Origin of the sequence: Kribbella sindirgiensis (assembly GCF_004331435.1) — a bacterium.
GTDB lineage: Bacteria > Actinomycetota > Actinomycetes > Propionibacteriales > Kribbellaceae > Kribbella > Kribbella sindirgiensis.
The window spans coordinates 64,309-79,922 of record NZ_SJKA01000004.1 but is presented as its reverse complement, the minus strand read 5'-3'; the positions used below and the strand labels follow the sequence as shown (position 1 = coordinate 79,922).

At 68.4% G+C, this 15,614-nt stretch carries 18 protein-coding genes and 1 pseudogene; 13 read left to right on the top strand and 6 right to left on the bottom strand.

The window, feature by feature from the left end; translation table 11 throughout:
• Positions 1–63: 63 nt before the first annotated feature.
• Positions 64–1,203, top strand: coding sequence for a serpin family protein (locus E0H50_RS12195; RefSeq protein WP_131287211.1), 1,140 nt, complete (start codon positions 64–66; stop codon positions 1,201–1,203).
• Here the strand turns inward: E0H50_RS12195 and E0H50_RS12190 are convergent.
• Together E0H50_RS12190 and E0H50_RS12185 are read right to left on the bottom strand one after the other, a co-directional pair.
• Positions 1,184–1,726 carry a TetR/AcrR family transcriptional regulator gene (locus E0H50_RS12190; protein WP_131287209.1) on the bottom strand — a complete coding sequence of 181 codons (543 nt, stop codon included), beginning with the start codon at positions 1,724–1,726 and terminating at the stop codon, positions 1,184–1,186. The genes E0H50_RS12195 and E0H50_RS12190 overlap by 20 nt on opposite strands.
• 76 nt (positions 1,727–1,802) lie before the next feature.
• Positions 1,803–2,216 (bottom strand): SRPBCC family protein, encoded by a 414-nt coding sequence (locus E0H50_RS12185; RefSeq protein WP_131287207.1) that lies wholly within the window; start codon positions 2,214–2,216, stop codon positions 1,803–1,805.
• Between the two features lie 141 nt (positions 2,217–2,357).
• Between E0H50_RS12185 and E0H50_RS12180 the strand changes: the two genes are divergently transcribed.
• Together E0H50_RS12180 and E0H50_RS12175 are read left to right on the top strand one after the other, a co-directional pair.
• Positions 2,358–2,570 (top strand): hypothetical protein, encoded by a 213-nt coding sequence (locus E0H50_RS12180; RefSeq protein WP_131287205.1) that lies wholly within the window; start codon positions 2,358–2,360, stop codon positions 2,568–2,570.
• 1 nt (position 2,571) lies between these two features.
• On the top strand, positions 2,572–3,246 hold the full coding sequence (locus E0H50_RS12175) for a PhzF family phenazine biosynthesis protein (RefSeq protein ID WP_131287203.1): 675 nt from the start codon (positions 2,572–2,574) through the stop codon (positions 3,244–3,246).
• A gap of 12 nt (positions 3,247–3,258) precedes the next feature.
• Here the strand turns inward: E0H50_RS12175 and E0H50_RS12170 are convergent, their stop codons facing one another.
• A complete protein-coding gene (locus tag E0H50_RS12170; RefSeq protein WP_131287201.1) occupies positions 3,259–3,708 on the bottom strand; it encodes a hypothetical protein in 450 nt (149 codons plus the stop codon).
• Between the two features lie 50 nt (positions 3,709–3,758).
• On the opposite strand from E0H50_RS12170, the gene E0H50_RS12165 reads away from it, so the two are divergent.
• Genes E0H50_RS12165 through E0H50_RS12155 form a run of 3 tightly spaced genes read left to right on the top strand, consistent with a single transcriptional unit; the run spans position 3,759 to position 7,057 of the window.
• On the top strand, positions 3,759–4,634 hold the full coding sequence (locus E0H50_RS12165) for a nitrilase-related carbon-nitrogen hydrolase (protein ID WP_131287198.1): 876 nt from the start codon (positions 3,759–3,761) through the stop codon (positions 4,632–4,634).
• Positions 4,635–4,647: 13 nt separating this feature from the next.
• On the top strand, positions 4,648–6,054 hold the full coding sequence (hydA, locus tag E0H50_RS12160; RefSeq protein WP_131287196.1) for a dihydropyrimidinase: 1,407 nt from the start codon (positions 4,648–4,650) through the stop codon (positions 6,052–6,054).
• Between the two features lie 10 nt (positions 6,055–6,064).
• A complete protein-coding gene (locus tag E0H50_RS12155; RefSeq protein WP_131287194.1) occupies positions 6,065–7,057 on the top strand; it encodes a TIGR03842 family LLM class F420-dependent oxidoreductase in 993 nt (330 codons plus the stop codon).
• Here the strand turns inward: E0H50_RS12155 and E0H50_RS12150 are convergent.
• The gene (locus E0H50_RS12150; protein ID WP_131287191.1) at positions 7,054–7,461 is read right to left on the bottom strand and encodes a cytidine deaminase family protein; all 408 of its coding nucleotides are present in this window, start codon (positions 7,459–7,461) and stop codon (positions 7,054–7,056) included. The two genes, E0H50_RS12155 and E0H50_RS12150, sit on opposite strands and share 4 nt — an antisense overlap.
• Before the next feature lie 194 nt (positions 7,462–7,655).
• On the opposite strand from E0H50_RS12150, the gene E0H50_RS12145 reads away from it, so the two are divergent.
• Positions 7,656–7,859, top strand: coding sequence for a cold-shock protein (locus tag E0H50_RS12145; protein ID WP_130382162.1), 204 nt, complete (start codon positions 7,656–7,658; stop codon positions 7,857–7,859).
• Positions 7,860–7,916: 57 nt separating this feature from the next.
• Here E0H50_RS12145 and E0H50_RS12140 read toward each other — a convergent pair whose 3' ends face one another.
• Positions 7,917–9,185 (bottom strand): ABC transporter substrate-binding protein, encoded by a 1,269-nt coding sequence (locus E0H50_RS12140; protein ID WP_131287190.1) that lies wholly within the window; start codon positions 9,183–9,185, stop codon positions 7,917–7,919.
• Positions 9,186–9,592: 407 nt separating this feature from the next.
• On the opposite strand from E0H50_RS12140, the pseudogene E0H50_RS44380 reads away from it, so the two are divergent.
• A pseudogene (locus tag E0H50_RS44380) lies at positions 9,593–10,537 on the top strand (MFS transporter); the annotation flags it as partial.
• A gap of 12 nt (positions 10,538–10,549) precedes the next feature.
• On the opposite strand, the gene E0H50_RS12130 reads toward E0H50_RS44380, so the two are convergent.
• Entirely contained in the window at positions 10,550–11,599 is a 1,050-nt protein-coding gene (locus E0H50_RS12130; protein ID WP_238150920.1) for a carbohydrate kinase family protein, read from the bottom strand.
• A gap of 131 nt (positions 11,600–11,730) precedes the next feature.
• Here E0H50_RS12130 and E0H50_RS12125 point away from each other — a divergent pair, with 131 nt between their 5' ends.
• From E0H50_RS12125 to E0H50_RS12110, 5 genes are all read left to right on the top strand, one after another.
• A complete protein-coding gene (locus E0H50_RS12125) occupies positions 11,731–12,111 on the top strand; it encodes a hypothetical protein (RefSeq protein ID WP_238150919.1) in 381 nt (126 codons plus the stop codon).
• Positions 12,104–12,271 (top strand): hypothetical protein, encoded by a 168-nt coding sequence (locus E0H50_RS42860; RefSeq protein WP_165547081.1) that lies wholly within the window; start codon positions 12,104–12,106, stop codon positions 12,269–12,271. The genes E0H50_RS12125 and E0H50_RS42860 overlap by 8 nt, the downstream gene beginning before the upstream one ends.
• Before the next feature lie 189 nt (positions 12,272–12,460).
• Positions 12,461–13,150: a cell division ATP-binding protein FtsE gene (ftsE, locus tag E0H50_RS12120; RefSeq protein ID WP_131287181.1), complete on the top strand. Its 690-nt coding sequence runs from the start codon at positions 12,461–12,463 to the stop codon at positions 13,148–13,150.
• Positions 13,151–13,169: 19 nt separating this feature from the next.
• Entirely contained in the window at positions 13,170–14,081 is a 912-nt protein-coding gene (ftsX, locus tag E0H50_RS12115; RefSeq protein ID WP_131287179.1) for a permease-like cell division protein FtsX, read from the top strand.
• An 87-nt stretch (positions 14,082–14,168) separates the two neighbouring features.
• A complete protein-coding gene (locus E0H50_RS12110) occupies positions 14,169–15,614 on the top strand; it encodes a M23 family metallopeptidase (protein ID WP_131287177.1) in 1,446 nt (481 codons plus the stop codon).

The following is a 15,614-nucleotide window of genomic DNA, read 5'->3' as shown; positions in this document are numbered from 1 at the left end:
GCGCCCTTGAAATGAAAATCAGCGTCATTCCGGCAAATACTGGTGTGTGGCAGTGTTGAGGGTATGGATGCCGACGTGGTGCGCGCAGTCACCGACCTCACCACCCGCTGGGCCCGGACGCTTCCGGCGGAGAACACCGTGGTCGCCGGGCTCGGTCTCTGGCCGCTGCTCGCGATCCTCGCGACCGGCGCGGACGAGCCCGGCCGCGCCGAACTCGCCGCGGCCGCCGGGGTGGATCCGGCCACCGGGTCGACCGACGCGATCCGCCTGATCGAGGCGATCGAAGCCTCCGCCGACCTGAACGCCGCGCTCGGCGTGTGGGTCAGCGAGCAGCTCAAGCTCGCCGAGTCGTTCGACAGTGTGATGCCCGCGCCGCTCGTCGGCCTGCTGACCGGCAACCCGGCCGTGGACAAGGCGAAACTCGACGCCTGGGCCGCCGAACACACCGACGACCTGATCCGCGAGATGCCCCTCAACCTCGACGCCGACGTGATGCTGGTCCTCGCCTCGGCGTTGCTCCTGCGAACCACCTGGGTCCGCCCGTTCACCGAACAGGTCCGTCGGGTCGGCAAAGGCCCGTGGGCGGGTTCGTGGCACTGGCTCGAGCGCACGGACTTCGACCTGGACACGGTCCGCCGGTACGACGACCTGACCGTGGTCACGGTGCGCGGCGACGCGGACGTCGACGTACTGCTGGGGATCGGCGACGATGCCCTTCCGGCGCTGCTCAAGGCGGCCGCCCGGCCGAACGACGGCGTACCGGGAAGTCAGCTCATAACCGAGGACGAGCCCGGGCCGGGGCTGTCGATCGGGCGGAACACGGCGTCGCGGCCGGATCTGAAGGTGTCGCTGCCGTCGTTCAGCATCGAGGTCGAGCACGATCTGCTCGCGGATCCTCAGCTGTTCGGACTGGCCGCGGTCACGTCGGATCCGGGCGCACGCGGGCACTTCAGTGCGCTCAGCCCAACGCCGCTCCAGGTCGGGCAGGCGAAGCAGAAGGTGCTCGCGCGGTTCTTCGCGACCGGGTTCGAGGCCGCTGCGGTGACCGCGATCGCGATGACCCGGGCCGCGATGGTCACCCGGCAGGAGCGTCGCCTGGAGCTCACGTTCGACCGGCCGTTCGCGTTCACCGCCGTACTGCGGGATTCGCGGTTGCCGATCGTGGCGGGATGGGTCGAGCGGCCTACCGAACCGGGAGCGTGAACAGCCGGTTGAGCAGCGCGGACGCCTCGTCGACGCCCGCGCGATCGCCGGTCAGGAGCAGGTCGAAGAGCAGGCCCCGCGAGGCGGCCAGGCCGAGCCGCGCGTACGCCGGTGCCTCCTCCGGCGGGAGGCCGGCGCGGACGCAGAGCTCGATCAACGGGGGCAGCCAGACGTTGATCAGGTCGGCCTTGAGGGACTCGGTGTGCGGCAGGTCCTGCATCGCGTGGGCGCTGAGCTCGAAGAACAGCGGGCCGTAAACGAGCGCTGCCTCGGTGACGCGGCGCCAGAACTCCTCGGCCTGCTCCTCGACCGGAAGGTCCGACAACGCGGCGAGGAGGTCGCGTTGTTGCTGCTCGACCGTGCGGACCACCTCGGCGAGCAGACCCTCGCGGGAACCGAAGTGGTAGATCAGCATCCGGTGACTGGTGCCGATCGAGGTCGCGATACTGCGCAGGCTCGCGTCCCCGATCCCGTTCTTCGCGAAATGCTCGATCGCGTCACCCAGCAGGCTGGTTCGACTCAACCCCGTCCTCGCTTCGCTCCGGGCGCGGCTGAGCCGCGGACGCTGTGCCTTCTTGGAGTGAACTCGCTTCGCTCCTTCACTCGCAGACTTCCTTCAGTTTGGCGGTCTCGGTGGCGATGTAGTCCCGGGTGAGCTTGGCGTACAGCCGGCCGAAGAGCCAGCCGAGCGGGCCCTCCTGGATGATCGTCGCGGTCGCGACGGTGCCTTCCGGCGTGCTGATCACGCGGTGGCCGCCGGTGGTCTTGATGCCGGGGGCCTTCGAGACCCATTCGAAGTACTCGCCTTCCTTGAGCTCGGTCACCTCCCAGACGGCGACCGGGAGCTTGGGCTGGCGGATCCGGGTGCGGGCGCCGACGTGGATCCGGCCCGCGTCCAGCCGCTCGACGGAATCGACGGTCGGGGTCCAGTCGGGCCACCGCTCGACGTCGCTGAATACCTCCCAGACCCGGTCGGCCGGGGCCTGGATCGTGCTGGAATGATCGAAGCGCATGTACCAAATGGTACACGGACCCCCACCACTCACCAACGCCGTTTTCGCGCGTCACGACGCGGTGGACGGAGCGTGAGCAGTCGGTAAAACCCGACCCTTGGTGAGTGGTGGGGGTCCGGGGTGCCGGTAGGGTCTTGGGCCATGGCTGACCAGAACGTCCCGCAGAACATGCAGAACCTGCAGAACCTGGAGAACGAGCAGGACCCGGGCGCGAACACGCAGATGTTCCGCGCCTTCGTCAACGAAGGCGCCACCGAGGCCGCCAGCGAACCGAAGGTCAACGGGCGGATCCTCGCGATCGTCGGCGGCGCGGTGCTGCTGATCGCGATCATCGCCGCGATCGCCGTTCTCTGAGTTGAACCTCCCGGTCGAGGTCGTCAGGGTCTTCGCCGACCCGGACGGCCGGTTCGGCAACCCACTGGGCATCGTCGACGGCCGCCTCGTCGGTGAGAGCGACCGGCAGCGCGTGGCCGCCGAACTCGGCTACAGCGAGACCGTGTACGTCGACGACGCCGCCACCGGCACGCTCCGTATCTACACCGCCACACGCGAGATGGCCTTCGCCGGGCACCCCACCGTCGGCGCCGCCGCCTGGCTCCACACCCACGGCCACCCGGTCGACACCCTGCAAGTCCCCGCAGGCCCCATCCCCGTCACCCGCTCCGGCGACTTCTTCGCCGTCCGAGCCGACACGACCTGGGGCAGCCCCTGGGACTGGCGCCAGCTGGCAACTCCCGAGGACGTCCTGGCAGCCGACCCTTCGTCGTACTCAGCCGGCCACACCTTCCTCTGGTCCTGGCAGGACGAGCCCGCCGGCATCATCCGAGCCCGAGCCTTCGCCCCCGCCATGGGCGTAGTAGAAGACGAAGCCACAGGCTCGGCCGTAACCCAACTAACCGCCCGGCTGACCCGAGACCTCCTGGTCATCCAAGGCACCGGCTCCCACCTCCGAACCACCTGGCACCCACCCACCCACGCCACAGTCGGCGGCCGCGTACTGCCTGCCGACCCACGAACCCACACGATCTGACGAACAGCGCTTTCAGGTGGGTGAACTCCACCGAACCCAGTTGCAGGTGCCGTCCGTCCGGTAGCGCCCTCCGTCGTCGAAGCGCCACTCGGCAACCAGCCGCCGCGCGGCGGCGGGCACCCGGCGCTGCGGTACGAGGGCCGCGGTGAGCTCCTCGTACCTAGGGTCGACCCCCCGCGCAGGATGGGTGTCGACTGAGGCCTCCCCAGCTTCGTACAGCTGGTTCCAGCGCACGAAGACCGCCCACGACTCCCGCTCGAGCATCACCGCGTGCGGCTCCGCGGGCCAGACGAGGTATTCGTCGAGCCGCTCCCCGTCCGGGGCGTCGACGCGCTCGAAGTAGTGCGGTACGCCGTCGAGGTCGACCATCCCGGCGCGGGGCCCGTCCCACCAGTCGAGCTCGACGTACACCTGCTGGAAGCCGTCGGCGATCAGCTGCGCTCGGTCCCAGGTCTCGGCCATGTGCGGAGGTTACCGATGTCCCGCATCCGTTGACGGGTGGCCCGGGGCGGATGGAGCATGGGACCTCTACTTGGGGAGGTCTTGTGGCGGAGGTTGTCAGGGCTGCACTTGTTCAGACGTCGTGGACGGGTGACAAGGAGTCCATGATCAAGGCGCACGAGGACTACGCCCGGCAGGCGGCGGCCGCGGGCGCGAAGGTGATCTGTTTCCAGGAGCTGTTCTACGGGCCGTACTTCTGCCAGAAGCAGGACGCCGAGTACTACGAGTACGCCGAATCCGTGCCGGGCCCGACCACCGAGCGGTTCGCCGCGCTGGCGCAGGAGCTCGGGATGGTGATGGTGCTGCCGATGTACGAGCAGGAGCAGCCGGGCGTGCTGTACAACACCGCCGCGGTCGTCGATGCCGACGGCACCTATCTCGGGAAGTACCGGAAGAACCACATCCCGCAGGTGAAGGGCTTCTGGGAGAAGTTCTACTTCCGGCCGGGCAACCTCGGGTACCCGATCTTCGACACCGCGGTCGGCCGGATCGGCGTCTACATCTGCTACGACCGGCACTTCCCGGAGGGCTGGCGGGCGCTCGGCCTGGCCGGCGCGAAGATCGTCTTCAACCCGTCGGCGACCAGCCGCGGACTGTCGGCGTACCTGTGGAAGCTCGAGCAGCCGGCCTCCGCGGTCGCGAACGAGTACTTCATCGGCGCCATCAACCGGGTCGGGATCGAGTCCGAGTTCGGCGACAACGACTTCTACGGTACGTCGTACTTCGTCGACCCGGAGGGGAAGTTCGTCGGCGACGTCGGGCACGACCACGATCCGGAACTGATCGTCCGCGACCTGGACCTGAGCCTGCTGGACACGGTCCGGGACCGCTGGCAGTTCTACCGCGACCGCCGGCCCGACGCTTACGGAGACCTGACGAAACCGTAGAAGGGGAACCGGGATGTCTTTGCTGGTCAAGGGTGGAACCGTCGTCGGACCGACCGGGACCCGGGTCGCGGACGTACTGGTCGAGGGCGAGAAGATCGTCGCGGTCCTGGATCCGTCGTTCAGCCCGACGATCACGGTCGACGAGGTGATCGATGCCACCGGCAAGTATGTGATCCCGGGCGGGATCGACGCGCACACGCATATGGAGCTCCCGTTCGGCGGGACCGCGGCCAGCGACACGTTCGACACCGGCACCCGCGCGGCGGCGTACGGGGGGACCACGACGATCATCGACTTCGCTGTCCAGCGCACCGGCGAGGTCGTGCAGGACGGGCTCGCCGCGTGGCACGCGAAGGCCGAGGGCGAGTGCCACGTCGACTACGCGTTCCACATGATCCTGGGCGGTGTCGACGCCGACGCGCTGAAGGCGATGGACCAGCTGGTCACCGACGAGGGCATCACGAGTTTCAAGCTGTTCATGGCCTACCCGGGCGTCTTCTACTCCGACGACGGGCAGATCCTCCGCGCGATGCAGACCGCGCGCGAGAACGGCGCGATGATCATGATGCACGCGGAGAACGGCATCGCGATCGACGTCCTGGTCCAGCAGGCGATCGCCAAGGGCCAGACCGACCCGATCTACCACGGCATCACCCGCCCGGCCGCGCTCGAGGCGGAGGCGACGAACCGCGCGATCGCGCTCGCCGAGGTCGCGCAGGACTGCCCGCTGTACATCGTCCACCTGTCCGCGAGCCAGGCGCTCGAGAAGGTCGCCGAGGCGCGGCACGACGGCCGCAACGTGTTCGCGGAGACCTGCCCGCAGTACCTGTACCTGACGCTCGAGGACCAGCTCGGCGCACCCGGCTTCGAGGGCGCGAAATGGGTCTGCTCGACACCGTTGCGCAGCAAGCACGAGCCGCACCAGCGGGACCTGTGGAAGGGCCTGCGGAACAACGAGCTGGCGATCGTGTCGACCGACCACTGTCCGTTCTGCATGAAGGATCAGAAGGAGCTCGGCCTCGGCGACTTCTCCAAGATCCCGAACGGGATCGGCGGCGTCGAGCACCGCGTCGACCTGGTCTACCAGGGCGTGGTGGACGGGAAGCTGTCACTGGAGCGCTGGGTGGAGACCATCGCGACCACGCCGGCCCGGATGTTCGGGCTGTATCCGCAGAAGGGGATCGTGCAGCCCGGGTCGGATGCCGACCTGGTGATCTACGACCCGAACGGTACGACGCGGATCGGGGTCGCGACGCACCACATGAACATGGACCACTCGGCGTACGAAGGGGTCGAGATCAAGGGCCGGGTGGGCACCGTCGTGTCCCGCGGCGAGGTGATCGTGGCTGACGGCAACTACCATGGCCGGAAGGGCCGGGGCAGGTTCCTGAAGCGCGGCCTCTCGTCGTACTTGATGTAAGGGGGAAGTCGTGGACTTCGGTGTGGTGTTCCAGTGTGATCCGCCCGCGTCCACGGTCGTGGAGCTGGCCCGGAAGGCGGAGGACGCCGGGTTCTCGCACGTGTGGACGTTCGACTCGCACCTGCTCTGGCAGGAGCCGTTCGTGATCTACAGCCAGATCCTCGCGGCCACGAGCCGGGTGGTCGTCGGGCCGATGGTGACGAATCCGGGGACCCGGGACTGGACGGTGATCGCGTCCCAGTTCGCGACGCTGAACGAGATGTTCGGGAACCGGACGATCTGCGGGATCGGGCGCGGCGACTCGGCGCTGCGGACGCTGGGCGCGCAGCCGGGCACGATCGCGGAGATGAAGCAGTGCGTCGAGGTCGTCCGGTCACTCGCGCGCGGCGAGACCGTCGAGTACCGCGGTCAGCAGTTGAAGTTCGCCTGGGTCGACAACGGCGCGCTCGACGTGTGGGTCGCGGCGTACGGTCCGCGCGCGCTGCAAGCGACCGGTGAGGTCGGCGACGGGTACATCCTGCAGCTGGCGGATCCGGATATCGCGGAGTGGATGATCACCGCGGTACGGCGTTCCGCGGAGCAGGCCGGCCGGGATCCGCTGGCGATCAAGTTCTGCGTCGCGGCACCGGCGTACGTCGGGGACGACCTCGACCACCAGCGCGAACAGACCCGCTGGTTCGGCGGGATGGTCGGGAACCATGTCGCGGACATCGTCGCGCGGTACGGGGCGTCGGGCGCCGTACCGCAGGCGCTGACCGACTACATCGAGGGCCGCAAAGGGTACGACTACGCCAAGCACGGGCGCGCCGGGAACACGCACACCGACTTCGTACCGGACGAGGTCGTGGACCGCTTCTGCATCCTCGGCCCACTCGAGAACCACCTGGACCGCCTGGCCGCCCTGAAGGACCTCGGCGTAGACCAATTCGCCCTCTACCTCCAACACGATGCCAAGGAGCAGACCCTGGCGTCCTACGGAAAAGACATCATCCCGAACGTCTAAGGGGTCCAGCGGTAGGCGCCGGGGAGGAGATCGGTGGCCAGGACCGCGGCCGGGCCGTCCTCGGTCGGGAGGATGACGCGGATCGTGGGGTGGTAGTCGACGAGGACCTGGCGGTCGCGGCCGCAGGGGGCGACGACGCCGCGGCCTTCGTTGCCTACGGCCACGATCGTGGTGAGTTCGCGGGCTCCTTCGGCGCGGGCGCGGCCGAGGGCGACCAGTTCGGCGCAGGGGCCGCCGGTGAAGTGGTACAGGTTGATGCCGGCGTACATCCGGCCGTCGACCCCGCGGACCGCGGCGCCCATCGTGTAGACGCCGTCGGGTCCGTCGGTGTTCGAGTCGACCGTCCGGCGGGCCAGCTCGATCAGCTCGCGGTCGTCGTCGGTCAGTGGTTGAAGGTTCACCATGCGCCTCACCCTGCCACGCCCGGCGCGGCCGATGGGAATGAACTGTGCGGATTCGTGGTTGTATGGGGTAGGTCGATTTTCAGTAGCTGTGGTTTATTGCGATCTTTCCTTGCGAGAGATGGTGTGCCGCCGGCGCGACAACGGCCGGGTCTACCGCGACCGCGGTGTGCCCCATCTCACGAAGGAGCAACAACATGGCACAGGGAACTGTGAAATGGTTCAACGCCGAAAAGGGCTTCGGCTTCATCACCGTCGACGGCGGCGGAGCGGACGTGTTCGTCCACTACTCCACCATCCAGACCGACGGCTTCCGTAGCCTCGACGAGAACCAGCGCGTCGAGTTCGACGTCGTCCAGGGCCCGAAGGGGCAGCAGGCGGAGAACGTCAACGTCGTCTGATCCCAGGTCAGCACGGACGCGGCCCCTCACCACACGGTGAGGGGCCGCGTCCGTTCGTCAGCCGGTGATGCGTGTGAGTTCGGCCTCGGTCACCGACTTGACGGTCTTGATCTCGGCCGCCGGGTCGGCGCCACTGCGGATGATCTTGTTCAGCGCGTCGGTGTACGCCGTACCGGCCTTCGGCGACCACAGGAGCGGGGTCTGGGCGTGGCCGTTCTCGGTTGCCAGCTTGGCCGCGTCGGCAGCCGGGCCGGACTTCAGCTTGCCGGCCTTCTCGACCAGGCTCTTGCGGGCCGGGATGTGGAAGCCGTACGACTGCGCGAAGTCGAGCTGGTCGTCGGTCTGGTCGACCCACAGCCACTTGACGTACTTCTTCGCGGCGTCCACGTTCTTCGACTTCGCGTTCACACAGGACCCGTACGCGCCGATCGGCACGCTCGGCTTGCCGGTGGTGGCGTTCAGCTTCGGCCAGGGGAGAACGCCGTAGTCGCCCGGCAGCGCCTTCTCGATGGCGGGCAGCGTCCACAGACCGGTGAACTGCATCGCGGTCAGGCCCTGGGTGAAGGCGGCCGGGTCGGACCAGTCGGTCGGTGCCCCCAGCAACAGAACCTTCGCGGTCCAGAACTCCCGCAGCTTGCGCAGCGACTCGACCGCCGCGGGATCGTCGAAGCCGAACTGGTTGTCCGCCGTCAGGTAGTCGAGTCCGGCCGACCACAACGCCGGTCCACCGAGCACCCCGACCCCGCCGTCGTTGCCGACGAACAGGCCCTTGACCTTGTCGGTGGTCAGCTTCTTCGCCGCCCCGAGCAGCTCGTCCACGGTCTGCGGCGGTTGGACGCCGGCCGCGCTCAACAGGCTCTTGCGGTACACGAGCAACTGCATGTCGATCACCTGCGGGACGCCGTACAGCTTGCCCTGGTAGGTCATCCGCTCGATCAAGGCCGGGTTGAAGTCGTCCTTCGCGTCACCCAGTACGTCGGCGAGCGCGACGACCTGCTTGCTCTTGATCATGTCGATCGTCGGACCGTTCCCGTATTCGAACACGTCCGGGCCCTGATCGGTCAGCAGCGCGGTCGAGGCCTTCTTGTCGTAGTCGCCCGGCGACCACTGGATGCTCACGGTCGCGTCCGGGTAGGCCTTCGCGTAGCGCTCCACGGCCTGCTGTGTCCCGGCCTCGCCGTACTGGTGGTACCACTGCTGCAGCGCCGGCTTCGACCCGTCCGATCCACCGGACGACGGCCGCCCGGAGTTCGACCCGCATCCCGCCACGGCCATCGCGGCCAGTCCGGTTCCGAGCCCGAGTACCTGCCGCCGACTGATCGTCATCGCCTGCACCTCTCCGTCCAGCGCGGTCCCACAGCCCGCGCACCACCCCAGACACTACGACCGCCGGAGCCCAGTACGCCGACATTTCCAGCCGCCGAGAACGACCTGTAGGCTGACCCGCATGTTCTCCGACCGTGACTAGAGACGGCTCCCACGCCTCGCGTGGTCTCGAGCCCATTCCACAGTGAATCTCTAGGAGCGTTCTCGTGTCCGGCACAACTCGTGCCGGGAGCTACCGTGACGTCCTGCTGTTGCCGTCGGCGCTGCGCACGTTCGTGCCTGCGTTGCTCGGCCGGCTGTCGTACGGTCTGCTCCCGTTGTCTCTGCTCTTCACCGTCCAGCAATCCACCCGTTCCTTCGCCACAGCCGGCGTCTCGGTCGCGGTGTTCGGGTTCGCGTCGTTGTCGATGCCGTACAAAGCGCGCCTCGTCGACCGCTACAGCCAGCGCCGCGTCCTACCGCCCCTCGCACTCGGAGCAGCCGTCGGCCTGGCCTTCATCGCAACCCTCGGTACGTCGGATGCCGCCGTACTGCTGCTCGTCGGCGCGACCGGGCTGCTCGCGCCGCCGTTGGGGCCGTCGATGCGGTCGAACTGGCGGCAACTCACCGAGGGCACGACCCTGAAGGAACGCGCGTACGCCCTCGATGCGGTCTCAGAGGAGTCGCTGTTCCTCGGCGGGCCGCTGGTCGCGGGCACGCTGATCGGTGTGGTGTCCGCACCGGCCGCGCTCGGCTGCTCGGCCGCCCTGATGGTCGTCGGCACGTTCGCGATGGTGACGAGTCCGGTGACGACCGCGACGTCGGCGTCGGTACCGGCCCGGCATCCGATGGGGCCGTTGGTGATCCCCGGCCTGCGGCGGATCCTGCTCGTCATCATGGTCACCGCCTCCGGGATCAGCACGGCGTACGTCTGCGTGGCAGGTGTCGCGCAGCACGCGGGACGTCCCGGAGCGGCCGGGTACGTCGAGGCGGCGATCGCGGCGGGCAGCGTGGCCGGCGGGATGCTCTGGGCGCGCCGGCGTCATACCCGGTCCTGGCCGACCCACCTCGGCGGGCTGATCGCCGTACTGGCCGCCGGGCTGCTCGCGGCGTCGTTCGTGACCGACCTGGTCGTGCTCGGGGCCGTGCTGGGTATCGCCGGCGCCGCTGTCGCCCCGCTGTTCGTGGTCTCGTATCTGGCCGCCGACGATGTCACGCCGCCGCACCAGCGGACCGAGGCGAGCACCTGGATCAACACCGCCAACAACCTCGGCTCCGCTGCGGGATCGGCAGCCGCCGGGCTGGTGCTCGAACGTGCCGCGCCGTCCTGGGGATTCCTGGGCGGCGGCGTACTGCTTGTCCTGGTCGCGCTGGCGGTCCGCGCGTCAGGCGTCCGACAGGCGCGCGATCGTGGCCGAGGCGCGGCGGACGATCGGGACCGGGCCGGCCGGGAGGACGTCGCCGATGAAGGCGTAGTGCTCGAGTACGGCGGGGTCGACGTCGCCGGGGCGGTGGCGGCTGTGGTCGCGGACCCAGTCGATGATGTCGCCCCAGCCGGGCGCCGCGAGGGAGCCGCCGAAGTGCTGGACCGAAAGGCCCGCGCACAGGTTGCCGAAGGCCAGGCGGTGCGCGAGCGGCCAGCCGCGGAGGGTGCCCAGCACGAGTGAGGCGAGGAACACGTCGCCGGCGCCGGTCGGGTCGTACGAACGCACCGGCAGCGCCGGCACCTGCTCCTCCTCGCCGGTCGCCGAGTCGATCGCCAGTACGCCGTCCGCGCCGTTCGTCACCACTGCGAGCGGTACGCGGTCGGCCAGCTTGTGCAGCGCGGCCTTCGGGGTGTCGGTGCGGGTGTAGGCCATCGCCTCCGCCGCGTTCGGCGTGAAGGCGTGGAAGCCTTCGAGGACGTCGAGCACGGCCGGGGACCACTCGTCGGTCGGATCCCAGCCGACGTCGCCGAACAGGAGCGCTCCGGACTGCCGCGCCTCGACCGTCCAGCCCGGCAGTTCCTCGGCCACCGGGACGATCGCCGACCGCGTCTTCAGCCCCGGACCGACCAGCTTGCTCGGATCGCCGGGCGCCTCGTGCGCGTGCGTGACCATCGCCCGGTCCCGGTCGATCGACATCGACACCGTGACCGGCGAGTGCCAGTGGCCGATCCGCCGCGAGTGCGACAGGTCCACGCCCTCCTGGTCCGCGAGGGTCCGCCAGCAGAAGTCGGCGTACGCGTCGTCACCGAACACCGAGGCGAGACCGGTCCGCAGCCCGAGCCGCGCGGCCGCGATCGCGAAGTTCGCGACACCGCCCGGGCACGACCCCATCCCCTCGGCGAAGATCTCCGTACCGGTGGTCGGGGCGGACGCCAGCCCGGTCATCACGATGTCGAGAAACACCGTCCCCTGCACGAACACGTCGTAGCGGTCCTGCTCGTCCGTCACGGTGACACCGCCCCTTGTCATCCTGGTCTGTCGGTGGTGGGTGGAATGCTCCTTCGTAGCATCATCGACCGGTCAAGACCACGGAATTGGGAGGACGCTGTGAGAGCGTGTCTGAGTGCCGGGGTGTGTCCGTGATCCCTACCTGGATCTCGATCGTCGGGGTCGTGATGACGGTGCTGAGTCCGCTGCTCGCGCTGGGTGGTGTGTTCCTCGGGTCGTACCTGACGCGGAAGTCCGATCGCGAGCTCGACGTCTGGCGGCACCGCGAGGAGACGATGCGGATGGTCCGGTGGGCCGTCGAGCAGATTCTCGAGGGTGAGGACGCCGGGACGGATGCCGGTGTGGTGACGCTGCGTTCACTGATGAGATCCGAGCTGTTACAAGCTGAGGACTACGATCTGGTCGCCGCGCTGACCGCCGCCGTAGCGATCGACCGCATCGGCGCGTCCGCGTACGCTGATATCGCGGACACCGACATCGAGGTCGTCGAGGGAGACAGTGACCATGGCTGAGAAGAAGACCGTGAAGGTCTCCCGCCAGGCTGTCGAGCTGGCCCGGTTGCACGTCGAGGCCGCCCGCAGAGCCGGCCGCAAACCCGACGCCGGCGTCGCCCGGATCGCCGACGCCCGCCCCGACAACGGCAACGGCACCCCGTCACCCGCCCCGGCCTGACGGACGAGCCTGACCGCACAGTCGTTTCAAACGCGCCGGGTATCGGACGCGGGCGTACGGACCGGCACGTCTGGTCGGCGGCACGCCGTGGAGCGCCTAGACTGATCGCCGGCCGCTCCGGTGGCGTACGGTGCACTTCGTGGTTACCGTCGCGTCGCTCCCTGTTCCCGACCACGGCCGGATGAACCCGTGATCCGCTTCGAGAATGTGTCCAAGACGTACGAGGGCCAGTCCAAGGCCGCTCTGCTGAACGTCAACGTCGAGATCGAGAAAGGCGAGTTCGTCTTCCTCGTCGGTACCTCCGGGTCCGGCAAGTCGACGTTCCTTCGTCTGACCCTGCGCGAGCACCGGACGTCCAAGGGTCACATCATGGTGGCCGGCAAGGACCTGAACCGGCTGCCCAACTGGCGGATCCCGCAGATGCGGCGCCAGATCGGCACCGTGTTCCAGGACTTCCGGCTGCTGCCGAACAAGACGGTCGCGGAGAACGTGGCGTTCGCGCTGCAGGTGATCGGCAAGCCCCGCGCGCACATCCGCAAGACGGTGCCCGAGGTCCTCGAGCTGGTCGGTCTGGACGGCAAGGAGGACCGGATGCCGGACGAGCTGTCCGGCGGTGAGCAGCAGCGCGTCGCGATCGCCCGCGCGTTCGTGAACCGGCCGATGATCCTGATCGCCGACGAGCCCACCGGAAACCTCGACCCCGGTACGTCGGTCGGCATCATGAAGCTGCTGGACCGGATCAACCGGACCGGGACGACCGTGGTGATGGCCACCCACGACGTCTCGATCGTCGACCAGATGCGCAAGCGCGTGATCGAGCTGGAGAACGGCCATGTCGTCCGCGACGAGTCGCGCGGCGTCTACGGCTACCAGCACTGACCAGGGGACTGACTGACTGATGCGCTTGAACTACATCCTCTCCGACCTCGGGATCGGCCTGAAGCGGAACCTCTCGATGACGATCGCGGTCGTCGTCACCATCTGGGTCTCGCTGTCGCTGTTCGGCAGCGCGCTGCTCGCCCGCGAGCAGGTCGACCTGATGAAGGGGAACTGGTACGACAAGATCCAGATCTCGGTGTTCCTGTGCACCAAGGACTCCGGCGGCCGCGGCTGCTCCGGCGCCGAGGTGACCCAGGAGCAGAAGAACCGGATCCAGCAGGTCATCCAGACGAACCCGGACACCGCGCCCGACGGCGTGTTCTCGGAGTCGAAGAAGGAAGCGTTCGAGTCGTTCAAGAAGCTGTACAAGGACTCGCCGATCGTCAGCACGGTCACCGAGGACCAGATGCAGGAGTCCTTCCGGGTCAAGCTGCGAGATCCGACCCGCTATCAGAACCTGGTCAGTGCCGTCGCCGGCCTTCCCGGTGTCGACACGGTCCAGGACCTCCGCCAGTACCTCGATCCGCTGTTCAAGGCCCTCAACGGCCTACAAGTCGGTGCCTTGATCGCGGCCGGTCTGCTGCTGGTCGCGGCCCTGATGCAGATCTCCAACACGATCCGGCTGGCGGCGTACGCCCGGAGACGGGAGATCGGCATCATGCGCCTGGTGGGCGCCTCGAACTTCTATATCCAGCTGCCGTTCCTCCTGGAGGCGGTGCTGGCCGCCTTGGTGGGCGCGATCTTTGCCTGCGGCACCCTGTGGGTCGGGGTGTACTTCGTGGTCATGCAGCGGGCCCAGGAGACGTTCCGTGTCTGGCAGTGGGTCGGCGCGACCGAAACCTTCCGGGCCACGCTGATCATGGTCGTGGTCGGCCTGATCCTGGCCGTGATCCCGACATTCCTGACAACGCGGAAATACCTCAAAGTCTGATCCGGGTGACCTATGGTGCTGTATCAGGAGTAACAGCAGTCACTCCTGTACCGCACACAACTGCATCCCAGAGCAAGGGGTCGACCTGTGGTCCCGCACTTCCCCGGTGCGAACCCGCGCGAGCGGGGGAGCATCAAGCGAGACGACAGCACCGGCACCTCCACCGCGCCGTACCAGCGATCACGTAAGCGACCGCCGGGCCGGCAGACGGCGGTTGCCGCTTGCTGCCTTGTCCTGTCCCTGTCCGCCGGCGTCCTGGCGGCGGTTCCGTCCGCTCCGTCCGCGGAGGCGAAACCGCCGGATCCGGTCGCCAAGAAGAAGCAACTCGACGCGCAGCTCGGTCAGCAGAAGGCCGATCTCGACGACGCGTCCGACCAGCTCGGCAAGTCCGTTGCCGCGTACAACCAAGCTGTCGTGAAGTACCAGGCCGTCCAGGTCCGGTACGCCGCCGCGCAGGGGCAGCTCGCCGCCGCGAAGGCCGCCGACGCGGTTGCCGCGGGCAAGCTTGCCGCGGCCGAGGCGGCGTTGCGCAAGGCGGTGTCCGACGTGGAGACCGGCGAGAAGCTGATCGCGGAGAAGCGGGCCGTCGCGGGGCGCGCCGTCCGGTCGGCGTACCAGCAGCAGAACGGTCTGGTCGGACTGTCGATCGCGCTGCGCGGTGCGGCGCCGGCCGATATCGCGACCGGGATGCAGGTCCAGCGGAACGTCTTCGGTATCCAGAGCAACGCGATCACCAACCTGAACAACGCGCAGGCGCAGCTGGCCAGCAAGCGCGTCAAGGTCGCGGCCGCCGAGAAGGAGTCCGAGGCCGCGCGGGCCGAGGCCGCGGCGACGGTCAAGCGCGTCAGCGAGCTGACCAAGCAGGTCGCGGCCGACCGGGCCGAGGCCGCGGCGATCGCGAAGGTCAAGCTGACCGCGTTCAAGGCCGCCGAGAAGGAGAAGAACACCGAGCTCGCGCAGTACAACTCGCTGCTGCGGGAGCGGAACCGCGTCGAGCAGCTCCTGATCGCGCGGGCGAAGGCGGAGAAGGAGGCCGCCGCGCGCCGGAAGGCGGCAGCCGAGAAGGCCGAGCGGGAGAAGGCGCGCAAGGAGAAGCGGAAGCCGCGGGACATCCCGGACGATCCGCCGGCCTCCGGCGGCGGGGGCCTGAGCTACCCGGTCAGCAGCTACATCACGTCGCCGTACGGGATGCGTTTCCACCCCGTCCTGCACTACTGGAAGCTGCACGACGGCACCGACTTCCGTGCTCCCTGCGGTACGCCGATCCGCGCGGCGGGCTCCGGGGTGGTGACGGACAAGTACTACAACGGTGGTTACGGGAACCGCCTGTTCGTGTCACATGGTGTGATCGACGGGTCGTCCATCACGACCGTCTACAACCACCTGTCGCGGTACAAGGCGCGCGTCGGTGAACGCGTCCAGAAGGGCGAGATCATCGGGTACGCCGGAACGACCGGCTACTCCACCGGTTGCCACCTGCACTTCATGGTCTACCAGGACGGCCGCGTGGTTAATCCGATGAAGTGGTTGTGA

What these genes read in the sequence shown, in the direction of transcription:
- E0H50_RS12195 (WP_131287211.1), top strand. Translation starts at nt 64, where the DNA reads ATGGATGCCGACGTGGTGCGCGCAGTCACCGACCTCACCACCCGCTGG.
- E0H50_RS12185 (WP_131287207.1), bottom strand. Translation starts at nt 2,216, where the DNA reads ATGCGCTTCGATCATTCCAGCACGATCCAGGCCCCGGCCGACCGGGTC.
- E0H50_RS12180 (WP_131287205.1), top strand. Translation starts at nt 2,358, where the DNA reads ATGGCTGACCAGAACGTCCCGCAGAACATGCAGAACCTGCAGAACCTG.
- E0H50_RS12170 (WP_131287201.1), bottom strand. Translation starts at nt 3,708, where the DNA reads ATGGCCGAGACCTGGGACCGAGCGCAGCTGATCGCCGACGGCTTCCAG.
- E0H50_RS12165 (WP_131287198.1), top strand. Translation starts at nt 3,759, where the DNA reads ATGGAGCATGGGACCTCTACTTGGGGAGGTCTTGTGGCGGAGGTTGTC.
- hydA (WP_131287196.1), top strand. Translation starts at nt 4,648, where the DNA reads ATGTCTTTGCTGGTCAAGGGTGGAACCGTCGTCGGACCGACCGGGACC.
- E0H50_RS12150 (WP_131287191.1), bottom strand. Translation starts at nt 7,461, where the DNA reads ATGGTGAACCTTCAACCACTGACCGACGACGACCGCGAGCTGATCGAG.
- E0H50_RS12145 (WP_130382162.1), top strand. Translation starts at nt 7,656, where the DNA reads ATGGCACAGGGAACTGTGAAATGGTTCAACGCCGAAAAGGGCTTCGGC.
- E0H50_RS12140 (WP_131287190.1), bottom strand. Translation starts at nt 9,185, where the DNA reads ATGACGATCAGTCGGCGGCAGGTACTCGGGCTCGGAACCGGACTGGCC.
- E0H50_RS42860 (WP_165547081.1), top strand. Translation starts at nt 12,104, where the DNA reads ATGGCTGAGAAGAAGACCGTGAAGGTCTCCCGCCAGGCTGTCGAGCTG.
- ftsX (WP_131287179.1), top strand. Translation starts at nt 13,170, where the DNA reads ATGCGCTTGAACTACATCCTCTCCGACCTCGGGATCGGCCTGAAGCGG.